Annotated in this window: 13 protein-coding genes; 6 read left to right on the forward strand and 7 right to left on the reverse strand. The window is 63.4% G+C overall.

Features of this window, described 5'->3' with window-relative positions:
* Positions 1-52 precede the first annotated feature (52 nt).
* Positions 53-613, forward strand: coding sequence for an HdeD family acid-resistance protein (locus tag RFM68_RS17160; RefSeq protein ID WP_320234178.1), 561 nt, complete (start codon positions 53-55; stop codon positions 611-613).
* Here RFM68_RS17160 and RFM68_RS17165 read toward each other — a convergent pair.
* Both RFM68_RS17165 and RFM68_RS17170 read right to left on the reverse strand, forming a co-directional pair.
* Positions 610-1593 (reverse strand): bifunctional riboflavin kinase/FAD synthetase, encoded by a 984-nt coding sequence (locus RFM68_RS17165; RefSeq protein WP_320234180.1) that lies wholly within the window; start codon positions 1591-1593, stop codon positions 610-612. The two genes, RFM68_RS17160 and RFM68_RS17165, sit on opposite strands and share 4 nt — an antisense overlap.
* Positions 1594-1625: 32 nt before the next feature.
* On the reverse strand, positions 1626-2474 hold the full coding sequence (locus tag RFM68_RS17170) for a TIGR01459 family HAD-type hydrolase (RefSeq protein WP_320234182.1): 849 nt from the start codon (positions 2472-2474) through the stop codon (positions 1626-1628).
* 342 nt (positions 2475-2816) lie between these two features.
* On the opposite strand from RFM68_RS17170, the gene RFM68_RS17175 reads away from it, so the two are divergent.
* The 4 genes from RFM68_RS17175 (at position 2817) to RFM68_RS17190 (ending at position 8275) form a co-directional block, all read left to right on the forward strand.
* Entirely contained in the window at positions 2817-4712 is a 1896-nt protein-coding gene (locus RFM68_RS17175; protein ID WP_430694873.1) for a pilus assembly protein TadG-related protein, read from the forward strand.
* Between the two features lie 198 nt (positions 4713-4910).
* Positions 4911-6884 (forward strand): TadE/TadG family type IV pilus assembly protein, encoded by a 1974-nt coding sequence (locus RFM68_RS17180; protein ID WP_320234185.1) that lies wholly within the window; start codon positions 4911-4913, stop codon positions 6882-6884.
* 98 nt (positions 6885-6982) lie between these two features.
* On the forward strand, positions 6983-7411 hold the full coding sequence (locus RFM68_RS17185; RefSeq protein WP_320234186.1) for a YybH family protein: 429 nt from the start codon (positions 6983-6985) through the stop codon (positions 7409-7411).
* 231 nt (positions 7412-7642) lie between these two features.
* On the forward strand, positions 7643-8275 hold the full coding sequence (locus tag RFM68_RS17190; RefSeq protein WP_320234187.1) for a LysE family translocator: 633 nt from the start codon (positions 7643-7645) through the stop codon (positions 8273-8275).
* Positions 8276-8302: 27 nt separating this feature from the next.
* Here RFM68_RS17190 and RFM68_RS17195 read toward each other — a convergent pair whose 3' ends face one another.
* Positions 8303-9127, reverse strand: coding sequence for a DUF2189 domain-containing protein (locus RFM68_RS17195; protein ID WP_320234189.1), 825 nt, complete (start codon positions 9125-9127; stop codon positions 8303-8305).
* Between the two features lie 219 nt (positions 9128-9346).
* Between RFM68_RS17195 and RFM68_RS17200 the strand changes: the two genes are divergently transcribed.
* Complete coding sequence (locus tag RFM68_RS17200) at positions 9347-9853, forward strand: CAP domain-containing protein (protein ID WP_320234376.1); 507 nt, start codon at positions 9347-9349, stop codon at positions 9851-9853.
* Between the two features lie 43 nt (positions 9854-9896).
* Here the strand turns inward: RFM68_RS17200 and RFM68_RS17205 are convergent, their stop codons facing one another.
* From RFM68_RS17205 to RFM68_RS17220, 4 genes are all read right to left on the reverse strand, one after another.
* Positions 9897-11429, reverse strand: coding sequence for a DHA2 family efflux MFS transporter permease subunit (locus RFM68_RS17205; protein WP_320234190.1), 1533 nt, complete (start codon positions 11427-11429; stop codon positions 9897-9899).
* Positions 11430-11840: 411 nt separating this feature from the next.
* Positions 11841-13043 (reverse strand): HlyD family secretion protein, encoded by a 1203-nt coding sequence (locus RFM68_RS17210; RefSeq protein ID WP_320234191.1) that lies wholly within the window; start codon positions 13041-13043, stop codon positions 11841-11843.
* Complete coding sequence (locus RFM68_RS17215; RefSeq protein WP_320234192.1) at positions 13040-13519, reverse strand: MarR family winged helix-turn-helix transcriptional regulator; 480 nt, start codon at positions 13517-13519, stop codon at positions 13040-13042. The genes RFM68_RS17210 and RFM68_RS17215 overlap by 4 nt, the downstream gene beginning before the upstream one ends.
* A gap of 131 nt (positions 13520-13650) precedes the next feature.
* Positions 13651-14586 (reverse strand): bifunctional helix-turn-helix transcriptional regulator/GNAT family N-acetyltransferase, encoded by a 936-nt coding sequence (locus RFM68_RS17220; RefSeq protein ID WP_320234193.1) that lies wholly within the window; start codon positions 14584-14586, stop codon positions 13651-13653.
* Between the last annotated feature and the right edge of the window lie 325 nt (positions 14587-14911).

The raw sequence follows: 14911 nt of genomic DNA on the forward strand, positions 1-14911 counted from the left end.
ATTACCCTCCTTCAACCGCAAGTGGCGCGGCGATATCCGAGGGAGAGACATCATGACCTTGCAAGGTGACGCCCTGAAAGACGCAATCGGCCAAACGCGGGACAAATGGGGATGGTTCGTGGCGCTCGGCGTGCTGCTGCTGATCTTCGGCGGCATCGCCTTCGGCAATCTGTTCATCGCCACCGTGGCCTCGGTCTATGTGGTCGGCTGGCTGATGCTGATGGCCGGCGCCATCGAGATCATCCATGCCTTTGGCGTCAAGACCTGGGGACGGTTCTTCTACTGGCTCGCGAGCGGCCTGCTCTATGCGGTCGCCGGCTTCTTCGCCTTCGACAACCCATTGCTTGCGTCGGCGGTGCTGACGCTGCTGCTCGCGATCGCGCTGGTCGCCTCTGGGTTGCTGAGAGCCTGGGTCGCCTTCAATCACCGGCCGGAGCAAGGCTGGGGCTGGCTGCTTACGGCCGGCATCATCTCAATTCTGCTCGGCCTGATCATCGCCATGCGCTGGCCGGTCAACAGCCTGTGGGTGCTCGGCATGTTTCTGGCCATCGACCTTGTCTTCCAGGGCTGGAGCCTCATCGCCATCGGGCTGGCGTTGAAAAAGACGATCTAGAACGCTATCGCGGCGTCCAGTTGCGACAGCGGGCCCACGCCCGCCAGCAGCGCCCGCGCCTCGGCCTCGTCCTTTTTCATCTGCGCAACCAGCGCGTCGAGGCCGTCGAATTTGATCTCCGGGCGCAGGAAGCCGAAGAACGACACCTCGCAGGTCTCGCCATAGAGTTCGCCGGAGAAGTCGAACAGGAAGGTTTCGAGCAGCGGCGCGCCATTGTCATCGACCGTCGGGCGGCGGCCGAAGCTGGCGACGCCGTCATGGAGCGTGCCGTCGGCGCGACGGAAGCGGACGGCGTAAATGCCTTCCTTCAAGGCTGCTTCCGGCGAAAGCCGCATATTGGCGGTCGGGAAGCCGAGCGTGCGGCCAAGCCGCTGGCCGCCGATCACTTCCGCCTCGACGGTGAAGCGATAGCCGAGCAGGCCGGCGGCCTCCTCCACCTGGCCGTCGGCCAGCAGTTCCCGGATGCGGCTTGACGAGATCACCTCGGCGCCTTCATCGCGGAAGGCGTCGACCAGCGTCACACCGAACCCATGGCGTTCTCCCGCCGCCATCAGAAAGGCCGGGCCGCCCTGGCGGTCCTTGCCGAAATGAAAGTCGAAACCGGTGACGGCGTGGCGGATGCCGAGGGTCTTTTCCAGCACATCGGTCACGAAAGCCTCGGCCGAGAGCGAGGCAAAATCGCGCGTGAACGGCTGTTCGACCAAAGCGGCAAAGCCAAGTCCGGCCAGCAGCCGCGCCTTCATCGGCGGCGGCGTCAGCACGAAGAGCGGAACCTGTGGCCGGAACACCTTGCGCGGATGCGGCTCGAAGGTGAGCACCAAGGCGGGTACATCGTTGCGGCGGGCTTCGGTCAGCGCGCGCTCCAGCACGGACTGGTGGCCGCGATGGACGCCGTCGAAATTGCCGATCGCCACGACGCCGCCGCGCAGATGCGCGGGCAGCGGCGCGACCGCGGAAAGACGTTCGAAGGCTTGCGTCATGTCGAGGCGCCCGTCATGGCCAGATCATCAACCTATTGCAGACGCGGAATGACGGCGACCGGCCGGTAGCCGTGCTTTTCGAGGAAGCCAGCCAGCCTTTCAGGATCGTCGCCATGCTCCCGCGCGTGGATGCCGCCCCAGACGTAGAGCACGTCAAAGCCGTTGTCGGCCGCGCCCTTGACATCGGTCATCATGCCGTCGCCGATGGCGAGAACTTCGCTGCGCTCGACGGCACGGCCGAGCAGGCCCGCGACCTCCTTCATGGCGACATCGTAGATCGGCGCGAAAGGCTTGCCGGCAATCAGCGTGCGGCCTCCCAGCTGTGCGTAATCTCGCGCGAGCGCGCCGGCACACCAGATGGTGCGCTCGCCGCGCTCCACCAGGATATCCGGATTGGCGCAAATGAACGGCAGGTTGCGGGCACGCAGCCGCTGCAGCAGCTCGGCATAGTCGGCGGGCTTTTCCACCTCATCGTCATAGAGCCCCGTGCAGACAATGCCGGAGGCCTCGAATTCCTCGACGAGATCGACGTCGAGCCCGTCATAGAGCGTGAAATCGCGGTCGGGGCCGATATGGAAGATCTGCCTCGGACCGTCGGCGATCAGGTCGCGGGTCACGTCGCCGGAGGTAACGACCCGGTCGTACCCATCGGCGGGAACGCCGATGAGCTTCATCTGGGCGACGACGTCGGCGCTGCGGCGCGGCGCGTTGGTGATCAGCACGACAGGCACGTTGGCCGCGCGCGCCCTTGCAAGTGCGGCGGCGGCGGCCGGAAAGTGCCATTCGCCATTGTGCACGACGCCCCACACGTCGCACAGGATGGCGGCGTAGCGTCCCGCCAGATCGTCGAGCGAAGCGATGATGTCAGGCGAATCCGCCATGCCGTGTCCCTGATTTTTATCTTAAAGCACAAAGCGTTGAAACGGATTCCAGCGACGCGCTTTTAGTCCTTGCCTTGATGCAAAGCCAAGGCGCGCCGCAGTCGGCTCCGCATAACCGAAGCGCTTCGTCCTGTCACCAGCTTTCCGGCATCGGCCGTCGACGGCTTCTCGCGCCGCATAGGGTTAATGCCTCGTCAAAGGACCGCGCGATCTTGCTGCTTTCGAGAGGTCTAAAATTTAACGATTCATGGTCATGGTAGGCTAGAACCTACAGGATCCTGGCGGGGGCTAAGGGCATTGATCCGCAAATTCCTACGCAACAGACGGGGCAACTATGCCTTGATGACGGCCATCACGATGGTACCCCTGATGGGCGGCGTGGCGTTGGCGGTCGACTATACCGAGCTGGTGCGCGAGCGGCAGGAGACGCTGAACGCGCTGGATGCCGCCGGCATCGCAACGGCGCAGCAGATCGTCGCCGGCGCCAGCGATACCGATGCCAAGGCCTATGCCAAAACATTCTTCGAGGCCAATCTCAGGCACGTTCTTCCGGCAAACACCACGCTCGCGGTCACCTTGCCGAACAACAATGCGGGCGGCGGCACGCTGGTTCTCGAGGCCGCCCTGACGTACCGGCCCTACTTCCTGCCGGCGGCAGTCATGCTGCTTGGCGGAACCCCGGGCCAGACGAACGTCAATTTCTCGGCCAGATCTGAAATCCGCCTCAAGAACACGTTGGAAGTGTCGCTGGTGCTCGATAATTCGGGCTCGATGGCCGAACTCGGCCATGGCTCGAGCCAGGTGCGGTTCGATCTTCTGAAGAGCGCCGCCAAGCAGCTTGTCGACCAGCTTGCCGGCCAGGCGCAGCTGATGAAGCAAGTTTCCAAGCCCGTACAATTCAGCCTGGTTCCCTTCGCCGCCTCGGTCAATGTCGGCCCCGCCAATTCGTCGGCGACGTGGATGGACCAGGACGGCATCTCGCCCATCCAGCACGAGAATTTCGACTGGACGACGATGACCCAGGCGAACTCGCCCTGGCCGCAGAGATACGTCGAAAAGGTCGGCAGCATCTGGTATGCGCGCGGCACAGACTGGGACGCTTCCCAGAAGGACAAGCCGCTGACGCGTTTCTCGCTCTACAAATGGATGCAGCGAATTTCGGCGTGCACCAAAGACCGGAACAACGTTTGCACGTCCAACATAACCTACGCCCCGATCGCAACCTGGAGCGGCTGCGTCGAATCGCGTCCCTATCCATACAACATCCAGGATACGGCCGCCTCGGGCGCGACGCCGGCCACCTTGTTTGTGCCGATGTTCGCGCCTGACGAAACCGACAATACCGATAGCAGCTCCCGGCCGGCAAACAACAACTGGCATCTCGACGTCACGACGAGCACCGACAACCCGACGCGCCAGAAATTCATGCCGAAATATTTCAACTACGGCACCAAGGTCACCTCCGCCTATGGGAGCAATGCCGGCCCGAACGCCAGCTGCAGCACGACCGCGATCACGCCACTGACCGACGTCTCCACCACGGCCGGCGCCACCACGGTCAAAAACGCGATCGATGCCATGGTCGATGTCGGCGCCACCAATGTTCCGGAAGGCATGGCCTGGGGCTGGCGCACGCTTTCCAGTACCGCGCCCTTCACCGACGGCCGAGCGGAGACCGAAAAAGGCAACGACAAGGTGCTGATCGTGCTCACCGACGGCGCCAATACCTATTACACGCCAACGTCGGTGACAGCGCAAAGCTATTCTGGCTCGAACTGGAACCAGGGAGGCAACGACCTTGCCGGCAATAAGGCCATCTATTCCGCCCTGGGATATCTTGCCTACGGCAACGGCTCGAGCAGCCAGACCAAGCCGTTCGGAAGCACCTACACCTATGGCCGGCCATTCCTTGGCACCAGCACCAACGTCAGCAAGACCGATTATTCGAACGCCAATTACACCAAGGCCATGAGCGAGCATTTGGCCACGCTGTGCAACAACGCGAAGGCCGCCAACGTCATCGTCATGACCATCGCGCTCGACCTCGACTCCACCAATACGGCCGAGGCGGCGCAGATGGCAGCCTTGAAGACCTGCTCGTCGGACTCGCGCTACGCCAAGGACCCAACCGACCCCAGCAAGCCTAAGAAACTATTCTGGAACTCGACCGGCGCGACACTGTCGGACGACTTCAAGGCGATCGGCAACGAGCTGTCGAACCTGCGCATCGTCAGCTGAGCGGCACGACAAACGATCGACGACGCCCGCCGCAAGGCGGGCGTTTTTCGTCGGGCGGCATGCCGCGGGCAATGGTTTGGTTAGCGGTCGGTGAAATCGCTGTCGCGCAATCGACCGGTTTACCAAACCGGTCCTTCAGCGTTTTGTGGAAGTGTGGCCCGACAGAGAATCCACCGGCGGGGGGCCGCTTCAAGAACAATGCGCAAATTCTGGCATCAATTCTGCCGTGACCGCCGCGGCAACTACGCCCTCTTGACCGCAATCGCCATGGTGCCGCTGATGGGAGCCGTGGCGATGGCCGTCGATTTCAGCGAGCTCAACCGCCAGAAGCAGATGGTGCTGAATGCGCTCGACGCCGCCAATTTCGCCGCGGCGCGGCGGCTTGCCGAAGGTGCGACGGACGATCAGATCAGAGCCTACGCGGTCGACTTCTTCAACGCCAATCTCAACAACATCGACCCCGCCAACATATCGCTCGACGTCACGCTGCCCACCAGCCAGGCCGGTGGCGGCCTGCTCACCATGAGCGCGACGCTGAACTACCACCCTTACTTCTATCCGTCCTCCTCGCTGCTCGTCGGCGCATCCACAATCGATGCGAACAAATCGATCAACCTCGACATGGATTCCCAGGTGCGGCTGAAGAACACGCTGGAAGTGGCGATGGTGCTCGACAATTCGGGCTCCATGACAACGCCCGGCACCGGCTCGGGACAGAAGCGCATCGACCTGCTCAAGCAGGCCGCCAAGCAGCTTGTCGACACGCTGGCGCAGCAGGCAGCGCAGATCAAGCAGATCGACAAGCCGGTCCAGTTCAGCCTCGTGCCGTTCGCGGCCTCGGTCAATGTCGGGCCGGACAACGACAACGCCTCCTGGATCGACACCTACGGGTTGTCGCCGATCGCCAATGAGAATTTCGACTGGTCGACGCTGAACGCCCCCGACAAATATGCCCAGAAGATCAACGGCATCTGGTACAAAAAGGGCACCGGCTGGGGCGCGGAGGAAGACCAGATACTGACCCGCTTCGAGCTCTATCGGGATATGAAGGTCGTCACCAGCCACGAACGTGTCGTCGGCAGCGCGCGCACTGTCTGCGACACATATCGCTCGAACCACACATGTTCGCACAGCCATACGGAATACGATTATAACGACACCTACGGGCCGTTCGCCAGTTGGCAGGGCTGCTTGGAGGTCCGGCCCTACCCTTACAATATCGACGACACGCCGGCCTCCGGTGGCCCCAACAATACGGGCGTTGGCGTCGGCGACCCGGCAACCATGTTCGTGCCGATGTTCGCGCCGGACGAACCTGGCAACCACTGGAAAGTGACGCAGGATCCCAACGAGCCGAACCCGATCACCTACGGCGCCGCCAACAGTTGGTGGAACGACGATCCGTCGAGCACGACCGGCAAGACCAGGCAGTCCAACATGGCCAAGTATTTCATGCCCCGGCCGATCGATGCGCCGGTGCTGTCGAAGGGCGCCGGCCCGAATTACAGCTGCACGACCACGCCGATCACGCCGCTCACCGACGTCACGCAGACGGATGGGCTTGCGGCCATCAAGGCGGCGATCGACCTGATGCAGCCCAACGGCAACACCAACGTGCCCGAAGGTATGGCCTGGGGCTGGCGCACCGTGTCGAGCGCCCCGCCGTTCACCGAGGGGCGGCCGGAAACCGAGCGTGGCAACGACAAGGTCGTCATCGTGCTGACCGACGGCGAGAACACCTATTCGACGGTCAGTTCCGACCCGGCCGGCAACAAGTCGACCTATGCCGCCTACGGCTACACCGGCGTCGGTTATAACGGCACCTCGGTCACCCGCCTGTTCGGCGGCACGTCGAGCGCCATCGGCCAGTTCAACTATTCGTCGAGCAACTACACCGCCGCGATGAACGAGCAGATGGCGAAGCTGTGCGACAACGCCAAGGCTGGCAACATCATGGTGATGACGGTGGCGCTCGACATGTCGTCGACCAGTTCAAGCGACCAGAAGGCGATGGCTGCGCTGAAGGCCTGCTCTTCCGATTCCCGCTTCCGCAAGGACCCGACCGACCCCAGCAAACCGGCCAAGCTGTTCTGGAACGCGACTGGCGCGACGCTGTCGGACAATTTCAAGGAAATTGCGAACGAATTGTCGAACCTGCGGGTGGTTGGGTAAGCCATAGACGGATGCTGGCGTACCAAGAAGTGAAAAGGCAGGACTAGGGGCTGGTCTTCAGATAGTATCCTCTTTCCCTATCATCTGAGGATGCTGAGATGCTGGCCGACCTCGCGAAACTCATCGAGCAGGATCATTTAGCCATTGATGCCTTCGTCAAGGGCGACCCCGAGCCTTTGAAAAGTCTCTATTCACAACGGGATGACGTCGTCATCGCCAATCCATTCGGCCCGCCGGCCAAAGGATGGAGGAACGCCGCCGAAACGATGGACCGTGCCGCTACCAACTACCGGGACGGCGAGGTTATCGGCTTTGAGCGCATCTCCGAGTACGCAACGACGGATTTGGGTTACATCATTGAGATCGAGCGGGTCCGATCCAAGGTCGGCGGCAGTGACAAACTGGTGCCGATAGCACTTCGAACCACGACTATATTTCGGCGGGAGGAAAACGCCTGGAAGATCGTCCTTCGTCATGCCGATCCTATAGTCTCGCCTCGTCCGGCGGCCTCGGTCGTCGGTGAGTAGAAGGCTACCAAGGCCTGGAGACATCCTCCGTTTGGAGCTGCGCAGCGCAGCGACGTCCATATGGACGTGGCCAAGGAAGCAGGCCGAGACTACCCACCACCTGCGGGCATTTGCCCGCCCTGGCGCAACAGCCGGCGCCCGCAAGCCCTTGTGCCCGCTCGCGGCACAAGGCACAAGCCCGATGCTCGCCGGCATCGAACCGTCCGTGCCGCAGGCGCTGGAGATCAGGCCGTGCCCGACGCCGCCAACCACCTGACCTTTGCGCTGATCTGCCTCGGCATGGTGCTCACACCAGGTCCGAACATGATCTACCTGATATCGCGCTCGCTGTCTCAGGGGCCGAAGGCCGGGCTGATTTCGCTCGGCGGCGTGGCGCTGGGCTTCCTGTTCTATGTGGTGTCGGCAGCCTTCGGCATCACCGCGCTCATCTTCGCCGTGCCTTACGCCTATGATGCGCTGCGCTTCGCCGGCGCGATCTATCTGTTGTGGCTCGCCTGGCAGGCGCTCAAACCCGGCGGGCGCTCGCCCTTCCAGGTCCGCGAGCTGCCCAGGGACAGACCACGCAAGCTTTTCGTCATGGGCCTGATGACCAACCTGCTCAACCCGAAGGTCGCGGTGCTCTATCTGTCGCTGCTGCCGCAGTTCATCAATCCGGCCAAGGGCCAAGTTTTGTCACAGCTTCTGGTGCTCGGCGTGACCCAGATTTCGATCAGCCTCACCGTCAACGCCGTCATCGCGGTGACGGCGGGCTCGATCGCGAATTTCCTTGCCGGACGGCCATTCTGGCTGGTCGTCCAGCGCTGGATGATGGGCACGGTGCTGACGGCGCTGGCGTTGAGGATGGCAACCGAAGCGCAAAGATAACCGGCAACCGCGTGCGGCTGTTTTTTCCTACATCGGCCGGCGGACGGGCCGGATCTGCTCCGGCTCGACCACCTTGCGATAGAGGTGCCAGGTCGCGTGGCCGAGGACGGGCATGACGACGGCAAGCCCGGCAAACAGCGGGATGGAGCCGGCCACCAGCAATACCGCGACCGTCAGGCCCCACAGCGCCATCGTCAGCGGATTGGCCATCACCGCGCGGGCCGAGGTTTCGATCGCCGAGACGGCCCCGACATCGCGGTCGAGCAGCAGCGGGAAGGCGACGACCGTGGTGGCCAAAACGACAACGGCGAAAACGAAGCCGACGGCGTTGCCGACGAGGATCAGCGTCCAGCCCTTGCCGGTCGTCAGCACGTCGCGCACAAAAGCGCCGACCGAGGCGGGCGGCTCGGCGCCGAACAGGCTGGTGTAAAGCGACTGCGCGGTGAACAGCCACAGCAGGAACAGCGCGAAGAGCAGGATGCCGATGACCGCGATCGAGGGCAGCGCCGGTGAATGACGCACGTCCAGCGCGTGGTGCCAGCGGCTGCTCATGCCGAGCTCGCGCCGGCGGCTGATCTCATAGAGGCCGATGGCAGCGAACGGACCGATGAGCGCGAAGCCCGACATCAGCGGATAGACGAGCTGGATGGCGTTCGAGCCCGAGCTCCATCGCGTCAGGATCACGCCGACGATCGGATAGATCAGGCACAGGAACACATAGTGCGAAGGCTTGGCCCAGAAATCCTCGGCGCCGAGGCGCAACGCATCCCAAAGATCCGACGTGGTGATGTGGCGCACCGTGGGCTGCGCATGCATCCCGTGCGCGTCCGTCATGACATGAAAACCGGCCATAGCCGTCCTCCGTTTGTCAGCGCATGACCCCGAAACCGAACGGTCTCGGAAGGAATCATGCTCCAAAATCAAAGCGGGGCGGTCACCGCCTGGATGGCCGCCCATGGCTGCCATTTCAAGAACGCCGTGATCATAGCCGATCTTCCGGGGAATGTCGCGCGTCACGCGATTTTCATCGCCCGCCCGGCAAAAGCCACGATCGCCGGTATCAGAGGCCGGATGAGCATCTCGATCACAGCCCTCCCCGATCTGAACCGCCGCACACTGCTCAAGGCCGCCGGCCTTGCAGCGCTTGCCGGCATCGCAGCCTGCGGCACCGTCACGGTGCCGACCGGCGAAGGCGCCGGCGTGTCGTCCTCCGCCACAGCCACGTTGAGCACAATCCGCACGTCCGCTGGCCTGCCGGCGCTGACACCCGACGCGCAGCTCGAACAGGCAGCGCTGCAGCAGGCCGGCTATATGGCGTCGCGGGAGCGCATGAGCCACACCACCGGCTGGGGCAAGGATTTCGCCTCGCGCATGATGGACAATGGGGTGCACGGCGCCGCGGCCGAGAACATCGCCGAGGGGCGCTTCGACCTTGAGAAGCTGTTCGACATCTGGATGCATTCAGATGGCCACCGCCGCAACATGCTCGACCCGGACTTCAGCCGCTTCGGCCTGGCCTATGTGCGCGACGGCGCCGATCCTGCCTTGCGCTACTGGGCGCTGGTGCTCGGCCGCTGAACATGACTTTTACGATGACCTGCCCCGGACAGGGCGGGCCGCTTCAATCCATATGCGCCGCCGGCGCCCCACCTGCCGGCGCGGCCTTCGGCTTGCGCAGCAGGATCACGAACGGAATCGCGACCAGCGTCATCACCATCAGGATTTTGAAGTCGTTGATGTAGGAGATCATCATCGCCTGGGCATTCACCGCACGGTCGACCTGCGAAAGTGCCGCGGGGTCTCCGCCAGCGGCCGCCGGCGAGGCGGCCCAAAGGTTGGGGTTGTACGGGTTGATGAAGGCCGAAAGCTCGGTGTGGTTGATCTGCGTGTTGCGCACCATCAGCGCCGCAACCACCGAGACGCCGATCGACGAGCCGAGATTACGCACCAGGCTGAACAGCGAGGTGGCGTCGGTGCGGTAGCGCGCGTCGAGCGTGGCGAAGGCGACCGTCGACAGCGGCACGAACACCATGCCCATGCCGAGGCCCTGGACGACGCCCGAGGAGATGATCAGCCAATTGTCCATCTGCGGCGTGAAGCTTGCCATGGTGTAGAGCGACTGCGCGGTGAGCAGGAAGCCGAAGGCGACCAGGATGCGTGCATCGATCTTGTGCATGATGCGGCCGACGACCAGCATCGAGATCATCGTGCCGATGCCGCGCGGCCCCAGCACGACGCCGATGGTGACCGTCGGATAGCCGAAGATGTTGGCCAGCATCGGCGGCAGGAGCGACATCGAGGCCAGGATCAGCACGCCCATGACGAAGATGAAGCCCAGGCCGGTCACGAAATTGCGGTCGAGGAAAATCTTCGGATCGATGAAGGGATGCTCGGCCGTCACCGTGTGGATGATGAACACCCAGAAGCCGGTGAGCGAGAGAGCGAACTCGATCCAGATCTCGGCCGAGTTGAACCAGTCGACCTCGCCGCCACGATCGAGCAGAAGCTGCAGCGCGCCGACGCCGAGCGAGAGCATGGCGAAGCCGAAGAAGTCGAAGCCGCGCACGCGCTTGGCGATGACGGGCAGATAGGCGGCCATGCCGAGGAAGGCGAGGATGCCGACCGGCAGGTTGATGAAGAACACCCAGCGCCAGTTGAAGTTCTCGGTGAGCCAGCCGCCGAGCGTCGGCCCAAGGATCGGCCCGAGCATGATGCCGGCGCCCCAGATGGCCATCGCCTGGCCATGGCGTTCCTTGGGGTTGATATCGAGCAGGAAAGTCTGCGACAGCGGCACGATGGCCGCGCCGAAGACGCCCTGCAGCAGGCGGAAGAGCACCATCGTCTCAAGGCTCCAGGCAAGGCCGCATAGCATGGAGAAGATGGTGAAGCCGACGACGGCGGCCAGGAACAGCTCCTTGCGGCCGAGCCGGTCGGCGAGCCAGCCGGTGACCGGCGTCATGATAGCCGCAGCCACGATATAGGAGGTCAGCACCCAGTTGATGTTGTCGGGCGACGCGCCGAGGTCGCCGGTCATGGTCGGCAGCGCGACATTGGCGATCGTGGTGTCGAGCGCCTGCATGATCGTCGCCAGCATCAGCGCGACCGTGATCAGCCCGCGATGCGGCACTTCCTTGAAGGGTTCGGGCGTGCTCATGATGCTGAACTTCCAGCAGGTAACAAAACCGTGTACACTAGAGCATGATGCCGAAAAGTGTGAAGCGGTCTTCGGACGACATCATGCTCTATCTCTTTGATTTAGAGGCGGATTCAGATTTCAGGTCGAACAGACCTGAAATCATCCGACTCTAGGTTTCCGGGCGGCAAAGCCTTCCGTTGAGAGACCTTCATCGCGGTGGGACGCGACTATCGATGTGGGGGTTACATCGACCGAAAGTCTCTGTTGGAGCGGATGCCTGCCGCCCGGAAACCTGAGGACCGACGGGTCCGCGCCAAGGCCCCAGCTTTCGAGCAAGCCGCCAGTGGGCTTGCCTTGCCGATCCTTGCCACTCTTCCCATCGGACCAATCCCTGCTTTGCCCGCCGGATCCCGGCGGACCTCGCTGTCGTTACTGCGCGTGCTCCCCCGCCGTGGCGTGGCCGAAGATCGACGGCAGGCCGCGCGCCACGCCGGTGTCGACGGTGACCGTTGCGCTCATGCCGGTGCGCAGCGCCATTTTGGCGTCGGGATCGGTCAGTTCCAGGCGCACCGGAATGCGCTGCGTGACCTTGACCCAGTTGCCGGTGGCGTTTTGCGCGGGCAGCAGCGAGAACTCCGCGCCCGTGCCGGCGCCGATCGCCTTGACGGTCGCCTCGAAGGTGCGGCCCGGATAGGTGTCGACGACGATCTCGGCCTTCTGGCCCGGCTTCATGTTGGTGAGCTGGGTCTCCTTGAAATTGGCGTCGATCCAGGTGTCGCCGGACTCGACCAGCGCGAACAGCGGCGTGCCGACGGAAACATACTGGCCGACCTTGAAGGAGGCGGCCTGGTAGATGATGCCGTCAGCCGGCGCCTTCACCGTGGTCTGCGCCAGATCGTAGGCGGCCTTGTCGCGCGCGGCCAAAGCCGACATCACGGTCGGATGCCTGTCCGCCTCGATGTCGGGGTTGCCGCCGAGCGCAGCCTTGGCGCTGACGATGCCCTGCTGAGCGACCGCAAGCTGCTGCTTGGCCTTGTCGAGGTCGTTGCGGGCCTGATCGAGCGACGACTTGGCGTTGATGCCCTTCTGCGCGAGATCAGCGGCGCGGCCATATTGCGACTGCGCATAGTCGACCTCGCTGCTGGCGGACCTTTCCTGCGCCATCGCCTGGCTGTAAGCGGCGCGAAGCTGCTCGACATTGAGGCGCGCGGCGGCGACCGCGGCGTCGGCCTGGGCCAGCGCAATTCTGTAAGGCTCGGGATCGATGACGAAGAGAAGGTCGCCCTGCTTGACCAGTTGGTTATCGGCGATGCCGACCTGGACAATACGGCCGGCCGTGTCGGAGGCGACGGAAATCCTGGCCTGCTGCAGATTGGCGTTCTCGGTTTCCTGGTAGCGGCCGCCGGTCACCCAGATATACGAGCCGCCGGCAAGCAGCGCCAACGGCAAGGCCACCATCAAAAGCATGCGGCCGATGCGGCGCTTCTTCTTCGGCGCGACCGGCGCCGGCCGCGGCTCGGGCGCCACGGCGACCGGAGCGGCCGCCGGCTGCGCCGGCGCTTCGGCAACCGGCTGCGCCGGCGCATTCAGCTTGGTGACGTTGTCGTCTTCTATCTTGGCTGCCGCGTTCATGCTGCTGCGCCTTCCGTATTCTTGATCTTTTCCAGGGACGACGTCTCGCCATCCGTCAGGTTCTGCACAATGGTGTCGAGCACCCGGATCAGGACGCGGCGTTCTTCCGCGGAGACGCCAGTCAGCGATTCCTCATAGACCTCGCCGGCCAGGCTCTTGACGTCGGCATAGGCCGCGTTTGCCTTCTCCGTCGGGAAGATCATGCGCACGCGCCGGTCGGTCGCGTCCTGGCGGCGTTCGATCCAGCCGCCCTCCTCCATCCGGTCGACCAGGCGCGAAACGCTGATCGGCTCGATTTCGAGGAGTTCGGCAAGCCGCGCCTGCGCGACGCCGGCCTCCTTGGCCACGCGGACGAGCAGCCGCCATTGTGCCGAGGAAAGACCCAATCCACTGGCGCGCACCTCGAAGCGCTTGCGCATCAAGCGCTGCACGTCGTGGATCAAAAATCCCAACCTGTCGACACCATCTGAAACCATGAGCGGTACATATAATAAGCGTGCTTACTATTCAAGTGGATGCTTTGCGCCATAAGCCGGCAAACTTACATGTCAGCTATGCGATGCATTCATGGTTAGCGATCGGTGAAGCTTTGAAGAAGGGGAAGGCCTTAAAGCTCCAGATTCCAGGTCTGGCCAACCAGATCCTTGCCGAAAGAATGGTGGCGCTCTTCGTCGACCAGCTTGAAGCCTGCCTCCTGGTAGATGCGGCGGGCCGAGCCCAGTATGTCGTTGGTCCAGAGCGTCAGCGTCCTGTAACCCTTGGCACGCGCGAAGGCGATGCATTCGTCGACCAGCCGCCGGCCGATGCCCAGGCCCCGTGCCGAGGGCTCGACATAGAGGAGCCTGAGCTTGGCCACCTTGGGCGACTTGCGTACGACGAAGACCGAGCCGACCACCTCGCCCTCGCGTTCGGCGATCCAGCCGCGCTCCGATTGCGGGACGAAATTCTTGACGAACTCGCCGAGGATTTCGGCAACCAGCGCCTCGTAGGTTTCATCCCAACCATAGTCCTGGGCGTAGAGCATGCCCTGGCGGCGCGTGACCCAGCCGATGTCGCCAACCTGCAGCGGCCGCAGGATGTAGGGCACCTTGGGTCCGGGCCTGTCGCCGAGCAGGTCCTGAACGATGCGCATGGCCTTGACCAGCCGCTCCTGATCGACGGGCGCCAGGCGACCGAGCAGCGCGCGCACCTGGTCGTGCGAATCCTGGTTGAGCGGCGCGAAGGCTTCCCTGCCCGCCGGCGTCAGCGCGATCGAGGCGCGGCGCGCGTCCGCCTCGGTGGCTTCGCGCTCGACCAGGCCGCGCTCCTCGAATTTTTTGAGCAGGCGGCTGACATAGCCGGGATCGAGACCAAGGTCGCGCACCAGGTCGCTCGCGACGAGCCCGTCGCGATGGGCAAGCTCATAAAGCACCCGCGCCTCGGTCAGCGAAAAGGTGCTTTTCAGCCAGCCTTCGTCGAGCACGCCGATCTGGCGGGTGTAGAAGCGGTTGAAGGCGCGCACCGCGTCGATGCGTTCCTTGCCGGGGTGGTCGTGGACCGTCATGGGAATTCCTCCTGTCCTGGACAGGATCAATCATTTAGTTGACTGAGTCAATAAACTGGTTGCGACGAGGCGCCTCACAACTTCGTCACTCTAGGGCGGAGCAAGGAGCGAAGCGACGCGCGCAGACCCTAGAATCCATGCCGGGACTTATGAGCGCCGCAACGGTGCGGACCGTGGCACCGAAACGCCGGCATAAGATACCTACTTCTGAACCGTATTCGTTCTACGGTAGGCGGAACGGCATGGATTCTAGGGTCTGCACTCCGCTTCGCGTCGCTCCGCCCTAGAATGACGACGTCGCGGATGCAGGCGCCAATGGCGAGCG

Source organism: Mesorhizobium montanum, assembly GCF_033977145.1.
Taxonomy (GTDB): Bacteria; Pseudomonadota; Alphaproteobacteria; order Rhizobiales; family Rhizobiaceae; genus Mesorhizobium; species Mesorhizobium montanum.